The organism is Candidatus Omnitrophota bacterium (genome assembly GCA_018830005.1).
Lineage (GTDB): Bacteria > Omnitrophota > Gorgyraeia > JAHJTE01 > JAHJTE01 > JAHJTE01.
In genome coordinates this window covers 53,555-79,888 of record JAHJTE010000001.1, presented here as the reverse complement: position 1 = coordinate 79,888, position 26,334 = coordinate 53,555, and the positions used below count along the sequence as shown (strand labels likewise).

Here is a 26,334-nt window from a genome sequence, read left to right as displayed (position 1 = left end):
TACCATCTGCTAAGCGCAATGACTACTTTTAGAATGTATGGCTTATACCCAGCCAAACGCGTCTGTCCTGATCAGGGTCATTAATTGCCTCTGCCACGTCCAAACGCAAAATTAAACGCTCAAAAAGTGATGCGATATCCACATGAAAACGCAAACCAAGCCCTGCATCCTTCTTAAAATCCTTGCTGCGATAATTACCACTCCAGGCCTTACCAACATCAAAGAAGCTGACAAGTTGAATATCATCTATATTAATAATATTATCGAACAAAGCAATACCTAAATCCTCGATTATAAATAAGCGGTATTCAAGACTCAAGAGAAGACATCGACTTCCTTCAATGCTCTTATTCTGATATCCTCTCAGGCCATCAAATCCACCTAACTGAAACAGTCTTTTATCAGCTGAGCCTCCCCAGCCGAATTTAATCCGCGCTGCAATCACATCTTTTTTGTTTATAGGTTTGTAAACCGCGAATTCCTGCAATAGGCGCCAAAATGATTCCTCGCCACCTAAAAAATGCCCTGCTGATTCAACAGTGCTATCAAAAGAAAATCCGCGCGAGAAATCAGGATAGGGACCACGCCGAGCAATATGAATCGTGCTACCAAATATAGCCTCTTCATATTTACGATAATACAGATTATCTATCCTCTCAGCGGAACCAGGCGAGCCTTTCCATTGTTGGTTGCGAAGTAAATATAAAGTCAAGTGGTCGTTATTATCAATCATACCATAGGCTGCAGGCCACAGTTGCTGCCGCAAAAATATCTTTCCGCCGCGTAAATCTTCTACATCATCGTCGTGATAATCCTCATTAAAAAAGCTAAATCCTAGACTTCGTTGCCTGCCAGCTATATGTTCCTTTATGATATCGACCCCCGTATTTAGGCTCTCGTCATCAAAATTGAAATTACCAGAAACCGAAAACACAAGATCATCGGGTTTCTGCAAGGAGGACTTTAGACCTAGGCCATTGGATGCTAAAGAAGGGCCAGTTATTATATTAAGGGCACCTCTATCTAAAAACAATGGGATCTCATAGGCAAAGAAATACAAAGGAACAAATTTTGCCTTTACTTTAGTAGGGTAGCTATTATTTGTCTTGTCTATTTCTAAGATGCGATTCTCAGGATCAAGCTGTACTGACTTAATATCCGCATCAAATATTATCTCTTCTCTCTTATCTTTAAACTCTAATTTTCTTCTGATTATTCTATTATTCTCCAACCCTACCTTAACTTCAAGCGGCATGGAGATTGCTCCTTTATCTTCAATTATAAGCCGATTTCCTTCTACCTTAGCAATTGCATAGTCGCAAACATTGTCTGTCTCTAGCCATTGCTTGAAAAATACATCTAGATCCTTATCAGTGAAATCTTGTGCAATCTTTTTAAAGTCCTCTACGCTTGCATTTTTGAACTTAAATTCACTGTAGTATCTGGACAGTACACGCGAAAATGCCTCATCGCCTAAAAGGTATCTGAGCATAGAAAAAACTTGAGCACCCTTGCCATAGGCTAAAGCAAAAATGCTTGAGGGTTCTTTGAAGCTGGACAAAGTGCCCAAGATTGGTCTGGCAATACCATTTTTTGCCATATAAATATATCTGAAAATCGAGGAATCCCTAAAAGTAAAATTAGGTATAAGCCAGTCAAGGAATCTCGGCAACTCAAGCACCTCTGCCTTATCGCCATATTTTGACTCCAAATAAGAAAGTAAACAATAAGAATTCAGGCCCTCATCAAGCCAGGTCTGGCGATACTCATCAGAGCCGACTACATTAAACCACCATTGGTGGCCAGTCTCATGCGAAATCAAAAAGTCAAAATATCTTATAAGAAACTTCGGCAATCTATAGACACGCGTGTCGATAAAAATCATATTTGAAGTCTCATGTCCTCCACAAGCAAGATATACAGGTGCAATGCTAAATTCGCTGTAAGGATATTCTCCGTAATGTTTTGAGTAATAATTTATAGAATCGCAGGCAAAATTTGCAGCTTGCTCAGCATAAAACTCATCACCTTGAAGATAAAAGGATTTAACCAGAATATTGCCGCATCTTTTCGTAATTACTTTATAGCTTGGGCTTAAGGCAAGTGAAAAATCTCTTGTTGGTCTTTGCGTCTCTAAGCTGATTTCCTTAAGGCCGCCATCGAGTGTCTTTCTAGATGTCAATACGCCGCTGTGGACAATAACTAAATCTTGAGGTAAGGTTAGATCAATCTTATATGTGCTTGCGTCTGAAAAATAGGGCTGGTGGAAAAGATAAAATGGATAATTATGCCAGCCTTCATCATCCAACACCGAAAGCAGAGGATACCAACGGTGTAAAGAGATTATATCTTTATGCCAGCCGAATCTGCCATAGGCATGCGGGATAGTAACGTCAAAATCTATTTCCAGCTTTACGCTTTCACCCTTTTTAAGGCTAAAGGGTAATTTTACTCTCAGGATTGTCGCATCTGGATCTTCTATAGAAAAATCTAATCTCCTTTGATTTAGCACTATATTATGGATATTTAAAACGCTTTCCTGAAAACCATCGGGAAAAAGATTGGCCTTAAAATATCCCGCAAACTGATAAATAAATTCTTTTTCTTTTTTGTTAAATTTTTTGTTAGGATAAATGTGAAAATAAAGCTCCGTTATTCCTTTTTCGTAGTTATTTGTAAATGTAACCACTTCATGCGCAGAAATAGAGTGCTTTTCTATATCAAGGCGTGCTTGTATATCATAATGCGGATAGCCATCTGCCCTTGCTGGATGAAGGACAAAAAGACCTAGCGTAAAATAAATAAGTGTTATTATAAGGATTTTAAGAGAATGGCGGATATCTATCTTCATTTTCAATAATATATGCTCAAGAAATACCGAGTTAGGTCTTAACGTCCAAATGAAGTATGGAATCAATAGCAAAATTTCTCTCATCATTGCGCAGATGGCAATATCCTATTAGATATTTCTTACCATGTTCTTCATAAATCTCTTTAGGGGTAATATTTCTTTCAGTGACCTGTGCTGAGGATTTGGAAAAATAGCGAATGGCGAGATTAAAACGAAAATCAATCGCCCTTAAGATGAATGCGATCTTTTGCTCGTTGGCCTGGCTCAATAAATCCGGATTAAATCCGCAAAGCGTATAGACTTCGGAAAAATTCTTAATACCTCTTCCTTTTAATATATCAAGCAGTGAGCTTAAGACATTCCAGCTCAAACGGACATCATTCAGGGCGCGGTGAAGCTTGAGATACTTCAGATCAAGACTATTTGCAACATTAGCTAAAGAATAGCTTGGTAGCTGTAATAAAGTACGCCGGGCAAGAGCAAGAATATCAAAAAACAAAATATCCTCTCCAATAGTCTTGCCCATGGTCTTCAATTCATTTGTCAGAAAATTCAAATCAAACCTTATATTGTAGGCAGCCAGATATGTCCCTGAGATAAACTTTGCAAAATGCGGCAAGACATCAATATTTTTAGGAGCATCCTTTAACATCTCCTTATCAATACGGTTTATCGCATAGGCAGCAGGGGATATCGGCCTTTGAGGATCAATCAAAGAATGGAAGGTGTCAATCACACTATCATCTTTATACTTTATGCCTGCGATTTCGCAGATACGATCTCCTTCTTGAGGATTCAAACCAGTTGTTTCTAAATCAAAGATTACTAATTCCTTATCCTTTAAATCATTCATTGAATTTCTCTTATAAAAAACTCACCTACCGCTAAACTGAAAGACAATCTTTCTCTGACGTGGCCTTGCATCAAAATCAATAAAGATAATCTGCTGCCATGTGCCTAGACAGAGCTTGCCGTCTGAAAAGATGAATGTCTTACTCGGGCCTACTAAGCTTGCACGCAGATGCGAATGACCATTACCATCATGCCAGGCCTCATCGTGGCAATAATGACGATTGGCAGGTATCAACTCCTCGAATAATGCCTTAAGGTCCTTTACTAATCCTGGTTCAAACTCACAGGTTGTCACCGAAGCCGTAGAACCAATAGCGCTGACAGTAACTGTGCCCTCTTCTAGGCCACTTTCTGAAAGAAAGTGCTGTATCTCGCTTGTAATATCAATTATATCTGTGTTGCCGGATGTTTTAAGTTTTAAAAATTTGGTTTCTACTTTCATCTTCACATCACACTACTTCCCAGTTGCATTTCTCTTTCTGGCATAAGTAAGCTGATGCCTTCAGCATCTCTGGCCGCAAGAAGCATTCCCTCTGATTTTACGCCTCTTATTGTTGCTGCTTCAAGATTATCTACAACTACGATTTGTCTTCCGATTAACTCCTCAGTTTTGTAAAAGTTGCGTATGCCAGCAACAAGCTGCTTCTCTTTATCTCCTAAATTAACCTTTAAGACATACAACTTATCTGCGTCAGGATGATCTGAGGCATCGACGATCTTGGCAATTTTCAATTCTAATTTCTTGAAATCATTAAAACTTACCATAGGAACTCTCCATTTAGTAATTGGTTATTAGCGATTAGTACTTTGGAAGGGCGGGTTATACTTAACCTTTCCACCAAGCAACCCTTTCTGTCTCAACAGCAAAGGGCGTAAAAGGCGGAAGCTTTGTGCTGTCATTAAAGTCTGTGTCGTAATCCCAATCTCTTCTGGGGGCTTCATACTGGGGGCTGCCATATTGCCAGGCACCTTGAGCAATCTGACTGTTCCATAGCCCGACGAATGAACCTCGAATACTTAGCGTCTTATTGCTCCACGTCTCAAGAAGTCTGGGATAATTTTCTAGGCCGCCATTATAATTGCCGACGCTCGTCTCATCAATCCCGGCAATAAAGGCCGCGTTCATAGTAGTATTCGTGGCAACTCTGCTGCTTAAGTTAAAACTGCTATTGGCATCGTCCCAGTTATTAGATAAAAGATTCAAAGAATCACAGATTACTGCAGCTGGTTTCTTATTGGTATTATTATAATCACCTTGAACATACACCGGGTCATTAGAAACAACGGTTAAGTCTGAATTAAGCTCGCTAGCGTTATTAAGACGGGCTCCATTTGGAGAGGAACTGCTAGCATCAGTTCGAGTAATATAAAGAAGGCCATTGGAAGGAAAAAATCCTGAGCTATTAAGCAAATTCATATCGATATTAGTTACTGTAACCCAGGTTGCTTCACGTTGATTATAAAAATTACTTTCGCTGATTGTCCCAGCTGGCAAGACAACAGGAGTGCCTGATGAATCATAGGCATTAGTATTTACTATCTTCAAGTCAGCATTATCTGCATAGTAACTATCAGGTTCTATAGAGCCGACTTCAGGAGCGGCTAAAGAGGTCACTCCATGAACGCCGCTTTTTACTGTTCCGTTCCAACGATTCTGAGATTCATCTGTCCAGTCACTACGATCAGAATCCAAAGGATCTATGTCTCCTGCTTCTTTCATAAAGTAGTAATCACTTGTGCCGCTTTTCTTAATGCTCACACCGCCATCCATGCTCAATGCGCTATCTTTGCGTCCATTGTAAATATTGCCGGCGCTGTAGAGATACTCCGAATCAATGGTGAACGTATTATGTGTACCAATGTAGATATCTTCGTTTGAATGTACTTTTCCAGACAGAGTCATGTCCGGACCTGGCAGCATCTCCAAATCATAATTATAAAATACTGCATGCTGAAATGTGTATGTTTTTTTACGGGCAACAATTTGGTTGACAATGCTTGAAATTCCATAATTGATATCGGTAGCCACAGCAATTATTTGGTAGTGTCGAATAATAGTAATTATGCCTAAGGAATCCGCAACAGTGTGATCTACATCTAAGGCTGTCCAGCTATAACTCAGATTAAAATCCGAAGACAGACTCACAGTATCAGTGAACGTATCAGGTACAGGCAGGTAATTTGCTACATTGTAAGCGAGTGTATAGGCAGCCTCCTCTATTGCCCCTTCAGCAAGATAAAGGCCTTCTGTAGTAATTTTATTTCTCCGGGCTAAATTAAATTCACTCAAGGCACGTTGCACTATTGTTGCCGCTAGAATTAACAAGACAACTATAACCATATAAGATGTAATTAAAACAATGCCTTTTCTATTCATCTGTTTAAGGATAAGGGTCGCCATTTTAGCCTGCCTTAATTGCGCATATTTATTATACTGGTGGAGATAAAATTGTGCGTCCTGCCTTCGCTACTTGTCTTTTCTAATTCCATTATGACCTTTAATTCATCCAAATATAATGTCGCATCAAGATTGTGGTCGAAGAAATTTATATCTTTAACATTATTAGCTAAGACAGTCTCATTGGAGTTCACGGTCTTGATCAAAGAGGAAGTGGCAGTATCTAAGCTAATTGTTATATCCGTAGTATCCCATACCAATGCGTCTGCGACTATATCTGGGAGCCCATCAGAATCGCCATCAAGAGGTAAGTGATATGTAATTGAATCTATACCAGCAGAGGGCGTGTTTTGCAAGATTGTCATCTGCGTGTACGCCGTCCTTCTTAAATCGGTGAGCATATGATTAATACCGAGGCGTGCGTCAGACTGAAGAGAAACCAAGATATCGCCTGATTGAAACACAGAGCGCGCCTGAATGAGAGAAAAGCTTAATATACCGACTAGTATCACAATAATGACAGTAACAACTAAAATCTCAATTAGCGTTACGCCGGTTTTATTCATAGCATCTGCGTCCTCAGCGTCTTGAAGATTTGAGATCGCGCTCTACTATCTTTACTCGTCCAAGTCAACTCAACTTCTATCTCTAAAGGATCAACGTTGGTGCCTTGAGGGTAACGCACAACAATGGCCTCATCCTGCAGAAGAAAACCTCCTATAAGGGTAGAATTAATAACTGCTCCATCAGGGAATTGAGTAGTAAGATCTACAAAGGCAGTAGTCTTAATCCGCTCTAATACATCCGTAAGATCATCCGTAGCAATATTTATTTCCTTTGTAAGAGCAATTTGATTTAGGGCATTAATAAAAACAACCAATAAGGCCACTATGGCAACTACTAAAATAAGAGAAACAATCATTAGCTCTACAAGCGTTAATCCTTTCATACTACCTTCCTCGACTCTGCTAAATACTGCAGAGTTATTTTAAATACATCTATTCTATTTTATGATTATTGCTAGCAACCGCAAGTTAATTTTCTTGGCGGGGGTGAAGGGATTTGAACCCTCGGTCTTCAGATCGACAATCTGACGCGTTAAACCATACTACGCTACACCCCCCGTTTAAACCATCCTAAAATACGTGGGCGATACAGGACTTGAACCTGTGACCTCCTGAATGTAAATCAGGCGTTCTAACCAACTGAACTAACCGCCCCAGGAATTAGCATTATAAAGAATAACGGGTTTTAAGTCAATTATTATCAACTATTTCTCGCCACTCTTGGTGAACAAACTAAAAAGACCACCTTCAATGACCTTATCTTCCACCCGCTCTACGGTTCTGGCAGATAAACGAGTAAATATTTGCAAATCATCTACAAGGCCTGCCATCTTTGTAGATAGGTAATTAAAATATTCTGTTGTCTCACTAAAATCATCGGCCAGATTATATAAATCAATTGCATCCTGACCTATAACATATCCTTTCTTTGATAGTTGCACTGGCATGGCAGTAGGGTTCTTCTGGATGTCTATTAATTTATCTCCTAGCAATCCTTCGGTCTTAACTGTGTATAAGGAGTGTTCGTCCAGTTCCTTTTTGTATTTGGAAAGTACGCTTAAGGTAACCCTGACCCGCTGTCCGGATTGGACAGGCCTAATAAACTCTATATCAACAACAGAGCCTACTGTTACACCTGAAATTCTCACTGGTGCACCTATCTTTAGCCCTCCGATGTCATTAAAGAGTACATATTGGTAAAATTTGGATTCTCCGATGCCTACCTTTGCCCCTAATGAAAAGATAACAATAATAATAAAAAATATACTAACAACAAAAAATGCTCCGGCAATAATTTCTTTATTTGTCCTTGATTTCATAATCAGCCTCCGATTTTACCAGTGACTAATGAATAAGCTGGGGAATAAATTTTCTTACTATTGGGTCTTGACTACTCTTAATCTCTTCCTGATTGCCAACAGCTAAGATCTTACCCGCATGGATAATAGCGATGCTACCACTTATATCAAAAAAATTCAGACAATCGTGGGTTACGACAATGGTTGTAGTATTTAATTCATGGCATAATTTCAAAATCAAGCGAGAAATCGAATAGCCTGTTGCTGGATCAAGCCCAGCTGTAGGTTCATCGCATAATAATATTTTCGGCCTTAATATGATTGCCCTGGCTAAAGCGACTCTCTTTCTCATACCAACGCTGATTTGAACAGGAAATTTCTCAGCTATACCTTCTAACTCTACCTCACTTAACGCCGCCTCAACCATCTTAAGAATCTCGCCTTCTTCTTTTTTAGTATGTTCCCTTATCGGCAAAGCAAGATTATCAAAAATATTCAGATAATCAAAAAGCGCTCCTTCCTGAAAAAGATAGCCAGCATCACTCCGCAAGGCTAAAAGTTCATTCTCACTTAATCCTGTAACATCCTGGCTATCAATAAAGATTGTGCCGGAATCGGGTTTAAGCAAGCCAATAATATGTTGTAAAAATACAGACTTACCCTGACCGCTTCCGCCCATAAGCGTAAAGAATCCTCCTGTATCTACCTTCAAACTTATATTATCTAAGACTAAATATCCGTCAAAACTCTTTGTTAGGTTTTTAATCTCTATCATTTTTTTCTTTTAAGAGAAACAATCTGTATTTATGATAGTTAAATTTTGTATAAAGCCGATTGTAAGGTTTTATCTGGCGCAGCTCTACGTAAAAAGGAACCTGCTGGAATTCTCCTACATATTCCATTTCCCTATCCAGATGGTTCTCAACGTGTTCAGTAGGATACAAACTCTTACTCTCATAGATTATAGGGCTTCCCTCTCTAATCCAATCAGCCTCTTTTATTGCATAGTCTCCTCTTATCCTAGCCCAAGAACCAGAAGCGCAACCTGTAAAAATAATCACAAGAAGCATTAGGCCTATAAGAATAAATATTCTATTAGTCATCTCCTACCCCCAGAAATTAATAATTATTTTTGTCAATAAGAAATTAGAAACTATAACCAAGATGCTTGAAAGCGCTACAGCCTCAGTTGTATATTTGCCAACTCCAATGGAACCACCCCTTGTTCGAAACCCTTTATAACAGCAGATTATCCCGATAATTAGGGAGAAAAATAGCGTTTTAACCATACCGCCGACAAAATCAACAATGCGTATAGAATCGAATGTCTGATTTATATAAGAAAAACAGCTTACACCTTCTTGTAAAACCGTTATAAGCATTCCTCCCAAGATTCCCAAAATCTCACACCAAAAGACAAGAAGTGGCAACACTATTATACAAGCTAAAATTCTGCTGATACCAAAAAAATCAATGGGGTCAATCCCCAAGGCACGCGTGGCTAAAATCTGTTCGTTGACATTCATCGCCCCAATCTCAGCAGAAACCTTTGCCCCGGATTTGCCGATAAAAATGAGACTTGTCAATACCGGACCTAACTCTCTAACTAAAGATAGGGCAACCAATTTGGCGATATATTCTGTTGCCGCAAAGCGCACTAAAACTACGGCAGACTGAACAGCCAACACCATTCCCGTAGCCAAAGAGGCAATACTTACAATCCAGAATGCACTCACGCCTAGTTCATATATCTGGTCAGCTATCTGACGAGGCCGCAGGCCCCTTCGAAAAACAGTAGCAAAGACATCAATAAGAAAACAAATTATTGCGCCGGCAAGTTGGAGGGCATGAATAACATAACTACCTATCTTCTCAAGAACTTTTATAATTTTATCCATAAATTATTGCCTCTATCTTTTGTATAAACCAACTAATTCTGCCTCTGCCAAAATATGTCCTTGCATTGCTTTAAGCAATGATTTCTTGTTTGCACCTGGCTTTAAACCTAAAACAGTATCCAAGGCGTAAAGCTTAAAGAAATAACGGTGTGGCTTGCCCGGTGGAGGACACGGCCCGCCATAGCCGACACTGCCAAAACTTGTAAGCCCTTGCATCGCATTAGCCATAAAGTGCATTTTTTGCATATTCTCTTCTAGACGGTTTACTTGGACCGGTATATTATAAACTAACCAGTGCACCCAATCTCCACCAGGCGCATCCGGATCATCATTAATTAAGATAAAGCTTTTTGTTCCTTCTGGAGCATCTTTCCAAAAAAGAGGAGGAGAGATATCATCTGCCTCGCATGTATATTTTTTTGGTATAAATTCTCCTGCTTTGAATGCGGGGCTCTCTATCTCTAAGGCCATAGCTGCACCTCCTAGGATTAAGAAAATAATTCCTAAATTCAATAATATTTTTTGCAACATAAATTTTTTAGCTCTTTGAAACAATAAACTTTTTAATGAAAGTATGCGGTTGATATGAAGTCTTTGCTTTTCTTAAATTCATCAGGCCTAAATCTTGCTCGCGATTTATAAAGGAAAAACTCTCAGGGATACTAGAGGCAAAAAAATTATTAATTGCCTGATATATACCAACGAATTTCCCATTGCCTTTTTCTGCGTGCACGACGAATGTAGTATCATTGAGTTTTTCACCCAAACTAAATGCCTCTAATTTTGCGTTGATTTCAATAACAACCCCGGAGAGTTGAAGTGCCTCAAAATTAGAAAGCATTTCTCTAATTGCTTCTTTTTCTCTCATCAAGCCAGCATCGTTGCCACAAGACCTATAATCGCACCACTCTTCTTGAAACTTGAGGCAATTTTCTATGTCAGCCTCTGACATCTTCCTCAAAACAGGCTTGTATGTGTTAATAAAGCGCCTGATGAAATTTCTTTTTGCATCATACTTTTTGCCCTTGAGCTCGACCAAATCAACCCTGCGGTAAATATAATCATAATTATCGCGGTCTTCTTTTATTTTAAAACCTGCCTCATTGGAAAAGAGCAAGGCAAGAGAGGCAGGAACACGAAAAACCCTAGCACCCGGAACCTGCTTTAGACAAACTCTAACTATCCCTTTTAAATCGCCATTGCCAAGAGGCGCAAAAAACAACACGTCATCGTCTTGCTTTGAAGAGATGATTAAAAAGTCGTCTAATCTTGATATGGCAAGTGAGTATGCCTCTTGCCAGCAAAAAAGATTAGTAAAACTAAATTCGGAAATCTCAGGCTGCAATTGCCTAAAAAGCGCATCAAAGGTCTGTTTATCTTCTAACTTGATTCCTCGCTCATCAGGAAAAGTAGACAGACTAGAAAGCCTATCTTTTATCGTTCCTTTATTTGCCTGAACCTCAACCATATCTTCCTGTGTATGTATTATAGCACTAATGCTAGTATCAGAAAATCCTATTTGTTAGGTATCAAGACAAATGCTTAAAGCAATATAGGAGACCTTGACCCAATAATACACCGTTGCCATTCAAAAGTATATCCTTCACATCAAAAACTCGATTAGGAAGCATATACTGAATTACCTCATCAATGAATCCAGCGATAAAGCCAATTACAAAAATCTTGACATATATAGTGCTTATCTTCTGCTCTTTCTTGAGAGAGCGGTAGATGAACAGCGGTAATATTACATATTCAAATAAATGAATTCTTTCTGCGGGAAGTTTGAGACTGCGCAAGATAACTAAAAAAAGAGAAAAAACAACACAAATAATCAATATCCCAACTAATGTTTGCTGTCTTCTTAACGATAAAAATTTAAAGATTATAAGGGTGCCAGCGAGAACAACTATAACAAAAAGAGATGATTCTACCCTATTGCCGAAATTGGCTATAAGCCTTTCCCAGATGCCAGGGGCAAAGGGCAGGCTTATGTAAATAAAAGCGACATAGGCAAAAAATAAACGCCAGCGTCTGATAAGGACATAGGGCTCTCTGATAATCAATCCCATATCTAGTCTTGCTATAATTTATTTATAAATTCTTTAACTCTTGCTGCAAATAATTCTTTTGAATCAAAGACTGCGTTGTTGTGCGCTCCGATAATCTCTAAGAATTCTTTGGGCTGGCGAGCTTTCTCATATAATTTTTTACCTAATTTAAAAGGAACGATTTCGTCATTACGACTGTGAATTATCAGTTTATGGCAATCTATATTAGGAATCTTAGCCGCCGAATCAAAACGCACAGACAAAAAAATTGTAGGTAAGAACGGGTAGATAGCACGCGCCATATCCTTAGCAGATGTAAACGCTGCTTCTATAATAAGCGCAGCTATTCTTTCTTTGCCTGCCAAATCAATCGCCGCTTGAGCCCCTAAGGATTCTCCAAAGACTATAATCTCATCAGCGGTTATGCCTTTCTCTTTAACAAGATAGTTATAGGCTGTGTGGGCATCTAGATATATTCCGTCTTCAGTTGGCCTGCCAGTGCTTCTTCCGTATCCCCGATAGTCAATAATGAATGTGGTTATGCCGATTTCATTAAAGATTGCTATTTTTTCTAGTCTGTGGCTGATGTTGCCGCCATTGCCATGCAAAAAAAGCAAAACCTTTTTATTGGCTCCAGCTGGCACATACCAGCCATGAATATTTTCTCCGTCTGGGGTTTTTAAATTTACCTCTTCAAAGCCTAGGCCTATATCCTGCGGCGTAACCTCTATCTCTTTAAAGGGAAAAAATATACTTCTTTTCTCTATATATCTTGTGTAGAAAACCAAGAAAAGAATAAAGCTTACGATAAAAACAAATATCTTCATAATTTACTCTCTTCTAGCAATTTCAAGTCCCTTCTCGCTGTCATTTCTCCTACCTTAATAAAGCGAGATACCTTTTTTAGATTGCGGCTATAGAGAGATAAGAAATCCTAGACCATACCACCATCAGGTGACATAAGGTGCAGATGTAAATGAAAAATCGTCTGACCAGCATCCGGACCAACATTAATAATCACCCGGTAGCTATCCAGCTTGATCTTTTTGGCCACATCAGCGACTGCAACCATTAGCCTGCCGGATAATGAAATATCATTCTCTTCCAGCGCAGACAATCCTTTTCGATGTTCTTTGGGAATTATTAAGATATGCGTTTTTGCCTTAGGGTTGATATCCGGAAAGGCTAGGACTGTATCGTTTTCAAAAACAATCTTTGCCGGAATTTCCTTTTTAATAATTTTGCAGAATATGCAATCCTTAAAAGAATCAGTCATAATTTTCCTGTTTCTTATGATTTTACATCTTGCCTGCTGCCATGAGAATAAACACCATCACAAACAGCGCTACTGTCTCAATTATACCCAGAACCATAAGGTAATTACCAAAGCCCTTGCCTGTCTCTGCCATTGCATCAGAGGCAGCTGCGCCAGCCTTGCCCTGCATCCAGGCAGACAGCCCCATTGCCATGCCACCCAGAATTCCTGCTGCCCACATAAATTGGCCTTTGCTTGCTAACTCTAGGAGCGCATTCATCACTATCATGCCGTAAATTGTCTGAGAAAGCGGCGCTCCTACGAAGACAGTAAGGATAAAGGGTGCATTTTTGTTCTGGGCAAAACATTTTTTCCAAGAACCAACCGCAGCCATACCCGCTGCACCAGAACCTAAGGCAGAGCCCATTGCTGCAAACGCAAGTGATGCTGCAACACCTAAATCCTTAAACTGTACTAATAAGCTTGTATCCATTTTTATTCCTCCCTGATTTTAAACGGTGCGTATTCTGTACCTGACCATTCCATATTTAAGTGGCTGGAAAATTCCAAGACATTCAATCTAACGCCATGAACCAAAATTGCCATTGCACCCAAAAGAATATTTAAGGTATGTCCGAATAAGAGAATCAGCGCTGTCAGAAATCCCATCAATAGATTATTATATCCTATGGAAGAGGCCATCTGATTGAAGGCATCTGCAACTGCAACAGTTGCGACTCCTACTGCAAATAATCTAATGTATGATACAACATCTGTAAAACTATTTATAACATGAAGAAGAAAATCTCCAATTCCGAAGCCAATACCTTTGAGGATATTTTTCCTTGGACTTGAAAATAAAATTATTAATGCGGTTCCTGTGCCAAACAGCCATTTAGCAAAGACAGGAAAACTAGCCCCTAGAATTAACAGCCTTGCCAAAAAGTACGCTGCCCAGAGCACTGCTATCCAGCCAGCCTCAGAGGCGGCATTTAATCCTGGTAACTTACGCAGGAGTCTCCAAAAATGTGCAATACTTAAATGCAGGGCGCCTATAAAAAAACACAGGGCCTGGACATTGGAATGTTCTTTTAAAAAAGGAAGCAGCGGTCCGACTCCTGCAGGAAGATATGCCTTGCCAAAAAATGTAGCGGATAACACTCCCCAGATTATGGCAGAAGAGCTTAAAACATACATAAGGAAAAATACAGACTTATCCAAGCGCGAGTCTTTAAACTTTATATGACAAACTAAATTAATAAGCAAAAATACTAATCCGTATCCAGCATCGCCTATTAATATCCCGAAAAATACTGAAAAGAACAACAAAAACCAGAAACTTATATCTAATTCCCTGTAGCCGGGTATGGTCTTTATCATATTAAAAACTGGTTCTATTATTTGAATCCAGCGCGGGTTCTTTATCAAGGTAGGAACATTATCCAATTTATCCGGCTCTTCAATAAGTAGGCCCCATTTTTCTCTTTCTGCTAATTGCTCTAATGTCTTAACGCTATAGTCAGGGCAATAACCTTTTAGGTAGGCAAGTCTTGCAAAACTACCCATGCCTGCGCGTACGCCGTGAAATTCAAGTAAGGATTTGAGTCTTTGCCTGTAAGAGGAAAGTGCGTTTTTATATTTTGCAAACTCAAATAATCTTTTCTCTATCTGGGCTATTTCACTTTCTGCCCTTTCTAGCTTAAGGATCATCTCGTTTAAGCCTTCATTTGGCAAGGAAAGAGTCTCAAAAGGCAAGGTTGTTTTATTTTTTGATATAAGTGCACAATAAAATATGTTTCCTTTTTTAAAAATTTCCTCTAAGACTACTTCTTGCGGCACCTGGGAGAGCTGCTTCTTATTTAATTTAGCTAGATATATCCGGATATCGCTATCCTTCAACTCCTCTATAAGTTTTGGCGGAAAATCTCCCCATTCCCTCCAGAGATCTATATTCTTTTTTATCTTCTTTAGATCCTCTCTAATGACCTCTCTTGCCTCAAGCAGGGCAAGGATTCCCTCAGAGGCCTGGTTGTAATCAGGGACTGTGTTTTCTTGAACCTGAACAACAGGCAAGGTCTCTATTGCCTTTGATAATGATTTAAGATTTTCTTCTAGCCTTGAAACGCTTTCGCTTCGAGGCGCTCTCTGATGCTCTATATGCAAGACGCCTGCTCCTGCCAAGACCTTAAGCGTAGGCTCGACATCTTTTGTCTGCACCAAAACTGTTATCTTCTTCATTCCTACGATCATAAGACGGCTTCCTCTAAAACTAAGCTCTCAGTTTTTTTCTTGGCAATCTTTGAGCGGCCAACCGCGTTTGTCTGCTGATCGCCCAAATAAATCTTTATAATACGCACGTTCTCTCTTGCCTCAGGTATCTTTACCTTTTCGAACAAATTAACCCTCTGGGCTGTCAGTCTTAATTCATGCTCCAGGATCTCTAGTTGAGAACGAAATATCTTCTCTTGCTCATATAAAACTACAAGCTGCCTGATTTTCTCAATAGCGATATCTACCCATAATGGTGTTAGAAATAAATCATATTCACTATCTGCAAAATTCACGCGTACAAACAAAGGTATATCAACACCTGCGATATTGAACTTTTTGGTAATAATCTCTTTGGGGGTTATCCAAGCAACTATATCCTTCTGGCCTTCATTCAATAATCCTGCCCAGATACTTATCGCAGCCTTTGAACTACTTATCTCATTTAATTTCAAATCCAATCTTTCATGCACGTGTTGAATCTCGATCTGTAGCTGTTGCTTTTTTAGCTGCAGAATCGGAAGATAATGCTCAAACTGCTTCAAGCTATCACGTTGTCTTTTTAGTTCACCTTTTGTAAATTTAATCTTTGCCATATTATTTCTTGGGCCAGAATTCCTCGATAAGTTCTGACTTTATACCCGTCTCAAAAGGCTGAAAGGCCTCTGCCATAATCTGCCAACCTAAATCCAAGGCCTCTTCAAGTGATATATTTACAGAAAGATTCATCATTTTCTCCTGGAAGCTCTTTCCATAACGCAGGAGTTTCTTATCCCATTGGCTCATCTGAAATCCCATGGCCTGTTTTTCTAATGTTGAGCGATAATCAGCAAAAAACTGAATCATCCTGTCCATAACAGTCCTGTGATCTTTTCTTGTCTTGCCATTTACTAGCTGTTTAAGCCGACTCAAAGAACCAAAAGGCTCAATAGACTTGTTTCTTAAGTAGAACTGTCCTTCCGTTATATATCCAGTATTATCAGGTATGGGATGGGTAACATCATCTCCCGGCATTGTAGTAACCGCTAGAATAGTAATAGAGCCGGCAGTATCAAAATCAACAGCCTTTTCATAGCGTGAGGCCAGCTGGCTGTATAAATCACCCGGATAGCCCCTGTTTGAAGGAATCTGCTCCATGGTAATAGATATTTCCTTTAAGGCATCGGCAAAATTTGTCATATCACTAAGGAGCACTAAGACGCGTTTGCCGCTAAGTGCAAACTGCTCAGCAACGGCTAAACTTATATCTGGAACTAGGAGGCACTCTACAGTAGGATCTGATGCAGTGTGCACAAAAAATATTGAACGTGATAATGAACCGTGCGCATTCAATGTGTCCCGGAAGAAAAGATAATCATCATATTTTAGACCCATACCGCCTAAGATTATCAAATCTACCTCTGCCTGCATTGCAATCCGCACCAAGACCTCATTATAAGGCTCTCCCGGCACAGAGAAAATAGGTAGCTTCTGAGATTCCACCAGGCTATTAAACACATCGATCATGGGTATGCCTGTACGCACCATACGCCGCGGAATAATCCTTTTTGCCGGATTTACAGGCGGGCCGCCAATCTCTATCATATTCTCACTTAATGCCGGGCCATTATCTCGAGGTAGGCCTGCGCCGGTAAAGATTCTGCCTAGGAGATTCTCACTAAAGGAGACCCTCATCGCATGACCTAGAAATCTTACTCGATCACCAGTTGAAACACCCCGGCTTCCAGCAAAAACCTGTAAATAGATGCGCTCTCCATCTATCCTAATTACCTGGGCTAAGGATTTAGCGTTCTTGGAAGATATCTCAGCCAGGTCTTTGTAGCCTATATCCCTTGCTTCAACGGTTACAACGTTACCTGCTATCTGCGTTATGCGATTATATATTTTATGCATTGGCGGATCCTGCCTTTTCCTTTTCGCTTATTAACTTCTCTATTTCTTTTTCTTTTGCAGAAAATGCATCTGTTTTCCATTCAATGGAGTTCCATTCTATAAATTTCTGGCTTAGATTCTGGAAGAAACTTCTAGCAGTATCTTTATCCCCAAGCTGGAAATCTCTCTCTAAGATTTTATAAATTGTATGGAATGTGTGTTTTTGCCTTTCGGCAATTGTAGCGGCATCCACTTCATCAAAGGCATTCTGCTGCAAATAAACCGAATCAAGGAATTCTCCTTTTAAATAAGTAATAAAATCAAGAAGCGAAGTGCCTTCTTCTCCCACAACCTTCATCATCTGATTTACCTCATGGCCCCTTCTTAAGATGGCCTGGGCTTTTTGTCTCTCTTTATCGTCGATAAAACTCTTGTATTTACTCCAGCTCTCTAAGGGATCTATTGCTGGGTATTTTCTTGCATTTGAGCGATCGCGTGAAAGTCCGTGGAATGCACCTACCACCTTTAGTGTTGCCTGAGTAACTGGCTCTTCGAAGTTCCCGCCTGCAGGGCTAACTGTACCGCCTATTGTTACAGAGCCAAGGCTGCCATCATGCAGTCTTACCAGTCCTGCCCGTTCATAAAAAGAAGCGATCCTTGTCTCAAGATAAGCAGGAAATGCCTCTTCTCCTGGAATCTCTTCCAGGCGACCTGACATCTCGCGCATTGCCTGTGCCCAGCGTGAAGTAGAATCAGCTAACAACAATACCTTAAGGCCCATTTGTCTATAGTATTCTGCGATCGTAACTGCGGTATAGACGCTAGACTCTCTAGCAGAAACCGGCATGGAGCTGGTATTACAGATAATAACCGTGCGCTCCATCAGCGGCCTATTGGTGCGGGGGTCTTTTAACTCTGGGAATGTCCTCAACGTTTCAACAACCTCACCCGCCCTTTCTCCGCAAGCAGCTATAACCACAATATCAACCTCTGCATGCTTACTAATCAACTGCTGCAGTACGGTCTTTCCTGAACCAAAAGGACCCGGAATACAATAAGTGCCTCCTAAAGACACTGGCATCAATGTATCAACTATTCTAATATTTGTAACCAAAGGCGTCTGGGGTTTTAATTTCTCAGCATAAGCTGTTATTGGTATCTTAACCGGCCAGATCTGCTGCATAGTAGCCTCATGTATCTTGCCGCTTTCATCTTTAAGCTTTGCGATTGCCTGCTTTAAATTAAATTTGCCTTTGCTGACAATAGTCTCTACTTGTAATTGGCCGCTTAATGCAAAGGGAACCATAATCCAATGCTCAATCATGCCTTCCTTCACAAAACCAAGTTTATCACCTGATTTTAGTTTATCGCCTCGCTTTGCAACAGGATGAAACTCCCACTTATTTTCATCTGGCAATGCCTCTAAATATACGCCGCGCTTTAAGAAAAACCCACACTTTTGGGCAAGCTGCGGCAGGGGATTCTGGAGTCCATCAAAAATCTGTCCCAAAAGACCCGGTCCTAGTTCAACTGAAAGAAGCTCATCGCTAAATTCGACTCTTTCTCCAGCCTTTAGGCCTTTGGTATCTTCGTAGACCTGAAGTTCTGCTTTATTGCCCTTTACGCGTATTACCTCTGATTTTAGGCGCTCTTTCCCGTGCAGAATAAAAGCGACTTCGTTTTGCACAACATAGTCATCAAATTCTGCAACTACCATGTTCCCGGTTATGCCTACAATCTTGCCTTGCCTTTTACCCATTATATTATCTCTTTCTCCAGTAATGCCTCTAATGCTACTATTGCTGGTTGTGAATTTATCATTTGCCAACGCTCTAAGATCTGTAATTGCAAGGCATATGTAATTAAATAATCAATATCAAAATAATGAGCCTTTGCTAATTCTTCCAACCTTTGCCATCTTTCACGGTCCAGGCTAAGTTCTGCCTCCATAGGAGAATCCTGGCTAGTAACCCAGTGCGCAAAAGAAGCAATAAAGGGATCCGAATATCCCGGGGCGCGTATATATTTAGCAGGGTCTTTTAATTTTCGGCTGGCCCTAAATTTGACTATCTCATTTCTTAAAGTAATATCGAATATCTGCCACTCTCTTAATGTTGCTTGTGACTCATCTACATCTTGCGCTGGCGTAATCTTGGTCCTTTGAATAATATCCATATCATGAGCACTTAACTGCTCTCTGGAGCACTTTAGGAAATCACTATATTTCAAAGGCGGCTTCATAGCGAATTCTAAAAGGGGCAGGCTTGCTATTAAATAATAATATTGTCTCATTTGAAAATCCTTGCAAGTTCTGGATTAAGATAGTTACGTATTGCCTCGGCCAAACCTTCATCTGTAAAGTCAAAAAACGACTTGCCTTTGTCAAAGCTTATGGAAAAACCAGTATTAATATTGGCTGCTGGCCTAAACTCTATCGGCTCTTTCAACCTCTCCTTTAACCTTAGAATAAAAGTCTTTTTAAGTTTTGCGAGATCTTCTTGTTTTAAGAGCACCTTTATATCAGAGGTCTCGCCTTTCTCCTTGGCAAAATTTATTATTAATTTCTCTAAAATGGCCTCAAGATCAACTGCTGACATTATCTTGGCAGTCTCTGCGCCAATAATCTTATTCAAAAGACTCCTGATTTCTTCTTTAAGAGAAAGCATTAGATTTCTGCCGGATTGCTTCAGGGCCAACTCACCTGCCTCTTTGACCTTGCGTGCATGACTCCTGGCATCATCTATAATTGCTTCTGCCTGCGACTTAGCATCTCTAAGAATCTTTTCAGCATCATCCTCAGCCTTTGATTCTATTCTGCGTGCCGCCTCCTCTGCCTGTTTTACGCCTTCTTCGTTAATCTTCTCAAGAAGGTCTTTTAGTTTTTCTGTCATGTCTATACCTTCCTCCTAAGACTTAGTATAAGCAAATAAGCCTTAAAATATTATTAATCAAAAAATAAATGCTTCTATCTTTCTTTGAGTGCGTTCAATATATTTACAGCTGCAAGAGAAGCAGAAGGAGCCTCTATTATTGGCCTGCCCACTACAATAAAGTCAACCTGCGCCTTCTTTGCCTGCTGTGGCGTAGCTATTCTTTTCTGGTCCGATTTTTTGTTGGTTGCGCTTCTTATACCCGGACAGACCAGAATGAACTTATGTTTTAGTTTTCTATGTAAAAGATGTGCCTCTTCTACTGAACAGACAATTCCATCAACTCCGCAAGATAGCGCCTCCTTTGCCAACCTCAGGACATCTCTTTTGGTATTGGTGGATTTCTGGCTGGTTAACACAGTTACAGCAAGCACAGCTGGTTTTTTAATCTTAAGGCGACTTGCCTCTGATCTGACTGCCTTGACACAGCCGCGCATCATCACCTTGCCACCAGTAGCATGAATCGTAAACATATAAACGCCAAGTTTGGTTATTTGCCTGGCGCTAGCAGCAACAGTATTGGGTATATCATGCAACTTTAAATCCAGAAACACATTCTTATGTTTGCGTTTTAGCCAGAGAACAATCTCTATGCCTGAGGCAATAAACAATTGGCTGCCTACCTTGTAAGCTCTCACACAAGGGCCTAATCTATTTACGATAGCCTTTGCCTTACTAAAACTATCAACATCCAATGCAACTATGAGTTTTGTCTTCATGTACGCAAACTACCTCTAAGCTTATAAATATCCTTAATCTTATTCTTTTTCAAATAGCCTTTTATTCCCGTCAAAATTTCCTTAGGGGCCTTGGTATTAATAAAGTTTACTGTTCCTAAAGACAACGCTGTTGCCCCGCAGGTTAAAAATTCGATAGCATCAGCGCTATTCATAATGCCTCCTCCGCCGATAATAGGTTTTCTCACTGCCTTGTATGTCTTATAAACCGCATAAAGACTTAATGGCTTTATTGCCGGGCCGCTTAAACCTCCGGTTATATTCGCAAGCTGAGGCCTCCTGTTTTGGATATCAACAGCCATGCCAAAATAGGTATTTACTAAACAAAGTGCATCTGCTCCAGCGCTTGAGGCAGCAATGGCTATACTAGAAATATCCGTAACGTTGGGCGTAAGCTTAACAATCAATGTCTTAGACGTTAGCTTACGCACTACCTTAACAACAGCAAATGTCTCATCTATACCTTGAGAAAACATTGTTAGGCCTTGCGTCTTTCTCTTTTTGATTTTCGCCTTCTTAATATTAGGACAAGAGATATTAACCTCTATTGCCTTCAAATCTTCTAATCTATCCAGACGCTTAGTAAGCCTTACAAATTCATCTTTAGTTTCTCCGCCTATGCTTATAATGACAGGGGTTTTTAATCTTGCTAAATATGGCCATTTATCCCTCAAGAATACATCAATACCAGGATTCTCTAGTCCAATGGAATTAAGCAACCCCCAGGGAGTCTCTATCAAGCGAGGCGGTGGATTTCCCTTACGCGCTTTTAGGGTTATTGTCTTTGTAATAATAGCGCCGAAATCTTTAAAATCAATCAGCCCCTCTAACTCCTGGCCATACCCAAACGTGCCTGAGGCAGCAATGAGAGGAGAAGAAAGGGCTAATTTACCGATGCGTACTGATAAGTTTTTCTGTTTAACTGCCATAATTAACTAGACTGCTCCTTTACTTTGGGGTTTAGATAGAACTAAATATGCCAGTGAACCAATTGTATAAACCGAAACCATAAATATTAAAATTACTAAAATGCTATCTTTTGGATAAAGTGGCAAAAGCGTCATATTATTATGTCCAAGTTTGACTATATAAATCGCAGGAACAATGAAGATAATATAGTTTATAACAAGAATAAATGCGGTAGGTACTTCTAAAATCCTTTTCCGAATAAGAATGACTAAACCATTAATTGCCAAAAAAGCTGAAGTAAGTATTAAGAATTGATAAAAAAGAGACAATAGCGGTCTTATAGAGATGGTTTTTTGATATCCATCGATAATTAGAATTAGCTTCAAATACTGCTTTGTTAATAGAAAATGTTGCAATAGGGCAATGACTATACTAGCTATACCAAATATAGTTATTCCTTTCTTTCTCTTCATCGCACCCTCCTCCTGACCCTCCCACAGAAATTCTGAAAGAATTTCTATTAGGACTGATCCTGTAGAATTCGTTGAATTCTGCAGGGGGGCTACTATCTTCAATTCCCCATCTCTGATCTAGAAACTTGGTTCAATGCACAATATCTTATGCTTGAAAATGCCTTCTAAGCCTCCGCGAATAAAATAAATATTGGTCAGGAATTTCATTGCACACCAGCTTAGAAATAATCTCCTTGGCTGCATATCAAAACAGGCCTTGAAATAATTAAAAGAAAACAAAACAAAACCCATCACAAAAATTCCCAGACTAACTAATAAACCGGCAGAACTGTTGCCTAAAATAATAGCAAGGCCAGAGACTAAAGAGAGAATAAGACAAAGAATCCCAAGCTGTAGGTTGCCAAGATAAATAAAACCTCGGATAGGAAAAGGAAAAGACAGTACAGGTTTGCTTTTTAAGAATTGTAAAATGATGTCTAATCTGTGTTTTCTAATATATTTCTCAATCAGGACAGGATGGGCCCTGCCATAAGATGCCCATACATTTAGTAGCTGCTTTAGGTTTGCCCTGTGCATATGTTTTACGTCTGCATCTGGTGCAAAATAAAATTTATACCCGTGTTTTCTTGTTCGCAAACTCAATTCCATATCTTCACCCGTAGGCCTTTCCCAGAAATACGCACCTGCTACATCGAGCGCTTCTTTTCGATAGGCAACGTTACAGGTGCCAAAAAAATATGCCCGATGTCCAGCCACATCTGCTGGGGTAGGGTCTTTGGGAAAATCAGGAAAATATCCTTCTTTAATAAAACCATAGCGAGGGCTCACCATATTAAAGCCAAAGTGCTCACACCATGCCTCAACAACATTATCCTTATCCACGCGCAATGTATGCACCTCTCCACCAACAGCAGCAATGTTCTCATCACGCGAAAAGACCTTCAATATCTTCCATATCCAGTCAGACGCAGGTGCGCAATCGCCATCAGTAAAAAAGATAAACTCTCCCTTAACTACCTTAAGCGCCTTATTCCTGGCAAAACCAGGGGAAGGACAATTGGGAATTTCAACAAGTTTTATAAAGGAGTAGTCCTTTTGCCAATGCCTGATTACGCTAACAGTATCGTCGCTGCTACCTCCATCGGCAATAATTATCTCCATCTTGTCTCTAGGATAATCAACGCGAAAGAGATAGTTAAAAGTGGTAGGTAGTGTCCGGGCAGCGTTGCGTACTGGGATGATTATTGAAATAAATGGGTTCTGGCTCAATTCAAGGGGGCTATATCGATCTATTTTATTATTTACCAACTAAACCTTTATGGCTATCGTCAATAAAATAAATGATAACAATAAAGTAATGACTCCGGCAAGGACTCTTGCCTGCATAATAATATTGGTAATATCGAATTCCTTTTCCAAAGCAAGCCTTAATTTATCTGTAGAAATCTGCCTGTTAAGTATATTGTTTAGTGTAAGCAGCTGCTTGGGAAAAAAGATTAACCCTACGGATAATAGAATGCCAACTATCCCCAGAACTGATCCTCCTATCCTCAATAGATCTGCTGTATAAAACATATTGACCTCCTTTAAATAAGACCACAGCTTATGGAGCACGAAGTGCGAACATAAGTTGTTTGGTCGAATTTATCCCGAAGCTTACGCAGAAAATTTCGTAGAAATTTTCAAGTGCATAAGCAAGGGATAATGGGTACAGACAATTTACGCGAGCCCGCCAATAAGTATGAAGAGCGAACTCATTCTACCACTTGATTGACTTTAAGTCAAATACTGGCCCTTCCTTGCATACGCGTTTATAACCGCCAGTTGTAGCAACCACGCAGCCGAAACAAGCACCCGTACCACAAGCCATGTATTCCTCTAAAAGACCAAAGCAGGAAAAAGCACGCCTAGCGCCGATCCTTGCTGTTTCTTTAAGCATAGGACGGGGACCACAAATATAGACCGTTGCTCTTTCTGATCCCAAGGTCTTCCTGAATAAATCTGTTACATTGCCCCTAAAGCCGCAGCTGCCATCATCTGTAGCCACCAAAACATTACAACCTAAATCTTTGAATTCTTTTTGGCAGAGAATATGGCTTTTGGTTTTAGCGCCGATCAATACGATTAATTTCTGGCAAGATGAGTTTTCCAATATTCTCTCAGCCAGAAACAAAAGAGGTGCAATACCAATGCCGCCAGCAACAAGAAATATCTCATCCTCTTTCAATCTATCAGCAGTAAAATCTAAGGAAAAGCCATTACCCAAAGGACCTAATATATCAATATATTCTCCGCTCTGCCTGTGAGAGAGGGCCTCTGTGCCCTCGCCTACTACCTTATATAAAATATCTAGTCCAGTCTTATTGCCTTTGTCTCTAATTCTATTGATTCCTAATGGCTTTCTTAAAAGCGGTTGATAGGTATCGTTAACTTTTATATTCAAAAACTGTCCTGGTAAAGCAGCCTTTGCAATCTTAGGTGCCCTGATACTAATTTTATAAAAATTATCGACAATCCTTTTGTTAAAGAGGATCTTGGCCTTGGTCTGAATGATATTCTGTTTGTGTTTGGTGTTTCTTTCTTTCATCTCTGGCACCTTGAACAAAAATAAGTCCCTCTGCCTGCAAGCGCTATTCTCTTTATAGGACTCCTGCAGACAAAGCAAGACTCTCCTTTTCTGTTGTATACCTTATGTTGACGCGCAAACATGCCTCTTTTTCCGTCTGAACGCACATACTGGTCTATGGATGAGCCTTTTCTTCTTATCGCCTCGGCTAATATAGAAGTAATGGATTTAAATAGCCTATTTTTTTCCTTTGAGGAAAGACTCTGCGCCTTTCTCTGGGGCGCTATCCTGGCCTTAAACAAGGCCTCGGCAGCATAGATATTGCCAATACCAGCAATGAAAGATTGGTCCATGAGCAATGGTTTAATCTTGGCCTTTCTGCCCTGGAGTGACCTTGAGAAATCACGCCATGATATATCAAATGGCTCGGGTCCCAGACGTTTAAAAAACGCTAGCTCTTGCCAGTCATCCAAAAGAAAAATCTCTCCTAAAAGCCGCTGGTCATTGAAATCAAGCATGCTGCCATCGGAGAATTTAAAACTTACTCGCGCCTTGTGCGCGTCTCCCGGATATATTAATTGGCCGCTCATACGTAGGTGAACTACTAAAAACCGTTGCCTCAAACCAGGGCCTGATAGTTCAAATATTAATGCCTTGCCGCGCCTTGAGATGGACTTAATACACGCATGCTTTATTTTATCGACAAACACTCTTTTTGATGGCATGCGGATAACTCGAGAACGCTTTATTAAGACCTTTGTAATTCTCTTGCCTAGGAGTTTTGGTTTTAACTCTCTTTTTATGGTTTCTATTTCAGGTAGTTCTGGCATTGATCTTATTTGATAACTCCCTCTATAATCTGTATTGCCTCTTCTGGTGAGCTAGCCTTAATCATGCCTGGAAGGCCCCAGTTCCCTAAGTCAATTACTGGTTTTTCTAATGTAAGGGCAAAGGCAATTTCAGATAAAGTGCCTTTTTCTCCTGCTAAGGCCACAACAGCATCTGCAGCAGAAACTACGATGGTATTCCTGACCATACCTAAACCAGTAGCAATCGCAACGTCAATATAAGGATTGGCAACGCATTTATCATTGCCTGGTAATATGCCAACTGTGGTAGCACCTGTCTGTTTGGCGCCCTTTGCTGCTGCTTCCATTACTCCACTTAGGCCTCCACATACTAAAATATAACCACTTTTACCTATATTTTTGCCTAAATTTATGGCTATTTCCTCCACTTCTTTAGAACATTTATGGCCACCAATTACGGAAACTATTGCCTTGCAATTAGTTAACATGTCCCATGCTCCTTTATTTAACTGCCTTGAAATGCGCCTGGCAGGAGTCGAACCTGCACACATGGCTCCGGAGGCCACTGCTCTATCCATTGAGCTACAGGCGCTAATCTAAT

The 26,334-nt window shown here is 40.0% G+C and carries 32 protein-coding genes and 3 tRNA genes; all 35 read right to left on the bottom strand.

Translation table 11 applies throughout. The features are described from left to right. Positions 1-28 precede the first annotated feature (28 nt). Complete coding sequence (locus tag KJ593_00480) at positions 29-2,938, bottom strand: BamA/TamA family outer membrane protein (GenBank protein ID MBU2540356.1); 2,910 nt, start codon at positions 2,936-2,938, stop codon at positions 29-31. After that, positions 2,883-3,704 carry a WYL domain-containing protein gene (locus tag KJ593_00475; GenBank protein MBU2540355.1) on the bottom strand — a complete coding sequence of 274 codons (822 nt, stop codon included), beginning with the start codon at positions 3,702-3,704 and terminating at the stop codon, positions 2,883-2,885. Before KJ593_00475 ends, KJ593_00480 begins: the two co-directional genes overlap by 56 nt. 21 nt (positions 3,705-3,725) lie before the next feature. Beyond that, positions 3,726-4,145: a secondary thiamine-phosphate synthase enzyme YjbQ gene (locus tag KJ593_00470; GenBank protein ID MBU2540354.1), complete on the bottom strand. Its 420-nt coding sequence runs from the start codon at positions 4,143-4,145 to the stop codon at positions 3,726-3,728. A gap of 2 nt (positions 4,146-4,147) precedes the next feature. Further along, positions 4,148-4,468 (bottom strand): hypothetical protein, encoded by a 321-nt coding sequence (locus tag KJ593_00465; GenBank protein MBU2540353.1) that lies wholly within the window; start codon positions 4,466-4,468, stop codon positions 4,148-4,150. 61 nt (positions 4,469-4,529) lie between these two features. Beyond that, positions 4,530-6,104, bottom strand: coding sequence for a type II secretion system GspH family protein (locus tag KJ593_00460; GenBank protein MBU2540352.1), 1,575 nt, complete (start codon positions 6,102-6,104; stop codon positions 4,530-4,532). A gap of 11 nt (positions 6,105-6,115) precedes the next feature. Further along, positions 6,116-6,667, bottom strand: a complete 552-nt coding sequence (locus KJ593_00455; protein MBU2540351.1) for a prepilin-type N-terminal cleavage/methylation domain-containing protein — start codon at positions 6,665-6,667, stop codon at positions 6,116-6,118. After that, positions 6,664-7,050, bottom strand: coding sequence for a hypothetical protein (locus KJ593_00450; GenBank protein MBU2540350.1), 387 nt, complete (start codon positions 7,048-7,050; stop codon positions 6,664-6,666). Before KJ593_00450 ends, KJ593_00455 begins: the two co-directional genes overlap by 4 nt. Before the next feature lie 95 nt (positions 7,051-7,145). Continuing rightward, positions 7,146-7,224, bottom strand: a tRNA-Asp gene (locus tag KJ593_00445). A gap of 23 nt (positions 7,225-7,247) precedes the next feature. After that, positions 7,248-7,321, bottom strand: a tRNA-Val gene (locus KJ593_00440). A gap of 50 nt (positions 7,322-7,371) precedes the next feature. Next, positions 7,372-7,986 (bottom strand): MCE family protein, encoded by a 615-nt coding sequence (locus KJ593_00435; GenBank protein MBU2540349.1) that lies wholly within the window; start codon positions 7,984-7,986, stop codon positions 7,372-7,374. Positions 7,987-8,011: 25 nt separating this feature from the next. Further along, positions 8,012-8,740: an ATP-binding cassette domain-containing protein gene (locus tag KJ593_00430; GenBank protein MBU2540348.1), complete on the bottom strand. Its 729-nt coding sequence runs from the start codon at positions 8,738-8,740 to the stop codon at positions 8,012-8,014. After that, complete coding sequence (locus tag KJ593_00425) at positions 8,727-9,068, bottom strand: hypothetical protein (GenBank protein MBU2540347.1); 342 nt, start codon at positions 9,066-9,068, stop codon at positions 8,727-8,729. Before KJ593_00425 ends, KJ593_00430 begins: the two co-directional genes overlap by 14 nt. Before the next feature lie 3 nt (positions 9,069-9,071). Further along, positions 9,072-9,863, bottom strand: a complete 792-nt coding sequence (locus tag KJ593_00420; GenBank protein MBU2540346.1) for an ABC transporter permease — start codon at positions 9,861-9,863, stop codon at positions 9,072-9,074. Between the two features lie 12 nt (positions 9,864-9,875). Next, positions 9,876-10,334 carry a YbhB/YbcL family Raf kinase inhibitor-like protein gene (locus KJ593_00415; protein MBU2540345.1) on the bottom strand — a complete coding sequence of 153 codons (459 nt, stop codon included), beginning with the start codon at positions 10,332-10,334 and terminating at the stop codon, positions 9,876-9,878. A gap of 67 nt (positions 10,335-10,401) precedes the next feature. Next, positions 10,402-11,331, bottom strand: coding sequence for a DUF2156 domain-containing protein (locus tag KJ593_00410; protein MBU2540344.1), 930 nt, complete (start codon positions 11,329-11,331; stop codon positions 10,402-10,404). A 61-nt stretch (positions 11,332-11,392) separates the two neighbouring features. Continuing rightward, positions 11,393-11,935 (bottom strand): VanZ family protein, encoded by a 543-nt coding sequence (locus KJ593_00405; GenBank protein ID MBU2540343.1) that lies wholly within the window; start codon positions 11,933-11,935, stop codon positions 11,393-11,395. A gap of 11 nt (positions 11,936-11,946) precedes the next feature. After that, positions 11,947-12,741, bottom strand: a complete 795-nt coding sequence (locus tag KJ593_00400; GenBank protein MBU2540342.1) for an alpha/beta hydrolase — start codon at positions 12,739-12,741, stop codon at positions 11,947-11,949. Then, on the bottom strand, positions 12,738-12,800 hold the full coding sequence (locus KJ593_00395) for a hypothetical protein (protein MBU2540341.1): 63 nt from the start codon (positions 12,798-12,800) through the stop codon (positions 12,738-12,740). The genes KJ593_00400 and KJ593_00395 overlap by 4 nt, the downstream gene beginning before the upstream one ends. 48 nt (positions 12,801-12,848) lie before the next feature. Continuing rightward, positions 12,849-13,190, bottom strand: coding sequence for a histidine triad nucleotide-binding protein (locus KJ593_00390; protein ID MBU2540340.1), 342 nt, complete (start codon positions 13,188-13,190; stop codon positions 12,849-12,851). Positions 13,191-13,212: 22 nt separating this feature from the next. Next, the gene (locus KJ593_00385; protein MBU2540339.1) at positions 13,213-13,662 is read right to left on the bottom strand and encodes a V-type ATP synthase subunit K; all 450 of its coding nucleotides are present in this window, start codon (positions 13,660-13,662) and stop codon (positions 13,213-13,215) included. A 2-nt stretch (positions 13,663-13,664) separates the two neighbouring features. Continuing rightward, on the bottom strand, positions 13,665-15,407 hold the full coding sequence (locus tag KJ593_00380) for a hypothetical protein (GenBank protein MBU2540338.1): 1,743 nt from the start codon (positions 15,405-15,407) through the stop codon (positions 13,665-13,667). Positions 15,408-15,415: 8 nt separating this feature from the next. Further along, positions 15,416-16,033 carry a V-type ATP synthase subunit D gene (locus KJ593_00375; protein MBU2540337.1) on the bottom strand — a complete coding sequence of 206 codons (618 nt, stop codon included), beginning with the start codon at positions 16,031-16,033 and terminating at the stop codon, positions 15,416-15,418. Position 16,034: 1 nt separating this feature from the next. Beyond that, positions 16,035-17,330, bottom strand: coding sequence for a V-type ATP synthase subunit B (locus KJ593_00370; GenBank protein MBU2540336.1), 1,296 nt, complete (start codon positions 17,328-17,330; stop codon positions 16,035-16,037). Continuing rightward, positions 17,323-19,068: a V-type ATP synthase subunit A gene (locus KJ593_00365; GenBank protein ID MBU2540335.1), complete on the bottom strand. Its 1,746-nt coding sequence runs from the start codon at positions 19,066-19,068 to the stop codon at positions 17,323-17,325. The genes KJ593_00370 and KJ593_00365 overlap by 8 nt, the downstream gene beginning before the upstream one ends. Further along, on the bottom strand, positions 19,068-19,601 hold the full coding sequence (locus KJ593_00360; GenBank protein ID MBU2540334.1) for a DUF2764 domain-containing protein: 534 nt from the start codon (positions 19,599-19,601) through the stop codon (positions 19,068-19,070). Before KJ593_00360 ends, KJ593_00365 begins: the two co-directional genes overlap by 1 nt. After that, positions 19,598-20,200: a hypothetical protein gene (locus tag KJ593_00355; GenBank protein ID MBU2540333.1), complete on the bottom strand. Its 603-nt coding sequence runs from the start codon at positions 20,198-20,200 to the stop codon at positions 19,598-19,600. Before KJ593_00355 ends, KJ593_00360 begins: the two co-directional genes overlap by 4 nt. Positions 20,201-20,274: 74 nt before the next feature. Beyond that, entirely contained in the window at positions 20,275-20,958 is a 684-nt protein-coding gene (gene pyrF, locus KJ593_00350; protein MBU2540332.1) for an orotidine-5'-phosphate decarboxylase, read from the bottom strand. Beyond that, positions 20,955-21,905, bottom strand: coding sequence for a dihydroorotate dehydrogenase (locus KJ593_00345; protein ID MBU2540331.1), 951 nt, complete (start codon positions 21,903-21,905; stop codon positions 20,955-20,957). Before KJ593_00345 ends, pyrF begins: the two co-directional genes overlap by 4 nt. Positions 21,906-21,911: 6 nt before the next feature. Next, entirely contained in the window at positions 21,912-22,358 is a 447-nt protein-coding gene (locus KJ593_00340) for a hypothetical protein (GenBank protein ID MBU2540330.1), read from the bottom strand. A gap of 117 nt (positions 22,359-22,475) precedes the next feature. Next, positions 22,476-23,627, bottom strand: coding sequence for a glycosyltransferase (locus tag KJ593_00335; protein ID MBU2540329.1), 1,152 nt, complete (start codon positions 23,625-23,627; stop codon positions 22,476-22,478). A 39-nt stretch (positions 23,628-23,666) separates the two neighbouring features. Then, positions 23,667-23,933 carry a hypothetical protein gene (locus tag KJ593_00330; GenBank protein ID MBU2540328.1) on the bottom strand — a complete coding sequence of 89 codons (267 nt, stop codon included), beginning with the start codon at positions 23,931-23,933 and terminating at the stop codon, positions 23,667-23,669. A 184-nt stretch (positions 23,934-24,117) separates the two neighbouring features. Next, a complete protein-coding gene (locus KJ593_00325) occupies positions 24,118-24,945 on the bottom strand; it encodes a dihydroorotate dehydrogenase electron transfer subunit (protein MBU2540327.1) in 828 nt (275 codons plus the stop codon). Further along, complete coding sequence (gene mutM, locus KJ593_00320) at positions 24,942-25,754, bottom strand: bifunctional DNA-formamidopyrimidine glycosylase/DNA-(apurinic or apyrimidinic site) lyase (GenBank protein ID MBU2540326.1); 813 nt, start codon at positions 25,752-25,754, stop codon at positions 24,942-24,944. Before mutM ends, KJ593_00325 begins: the two co-directional genes overlap by 4 nt. Positions 25,755-25,759: 5 nt before the next feature. Beyond that, positions 25,760-26,221: a TIGR00725 family protein gene (locus KJ593_00315; protein ID MBU2540325.1), complete on the bottom strand. Its 462-nt coding sequence runs from the start codon at positions 26,219-26,221 to the stop codon at positions 25,760-25,762. A 32-nt stretch (positions 26,222-26,253) separates the two neighbouring features. Next, positions 26,254-26,325, bottom strand: a tRNA-Arg gene (locus tag KJ593_00310). Positions 26,326-26,334: the final 9 nt, after the last annotated feature.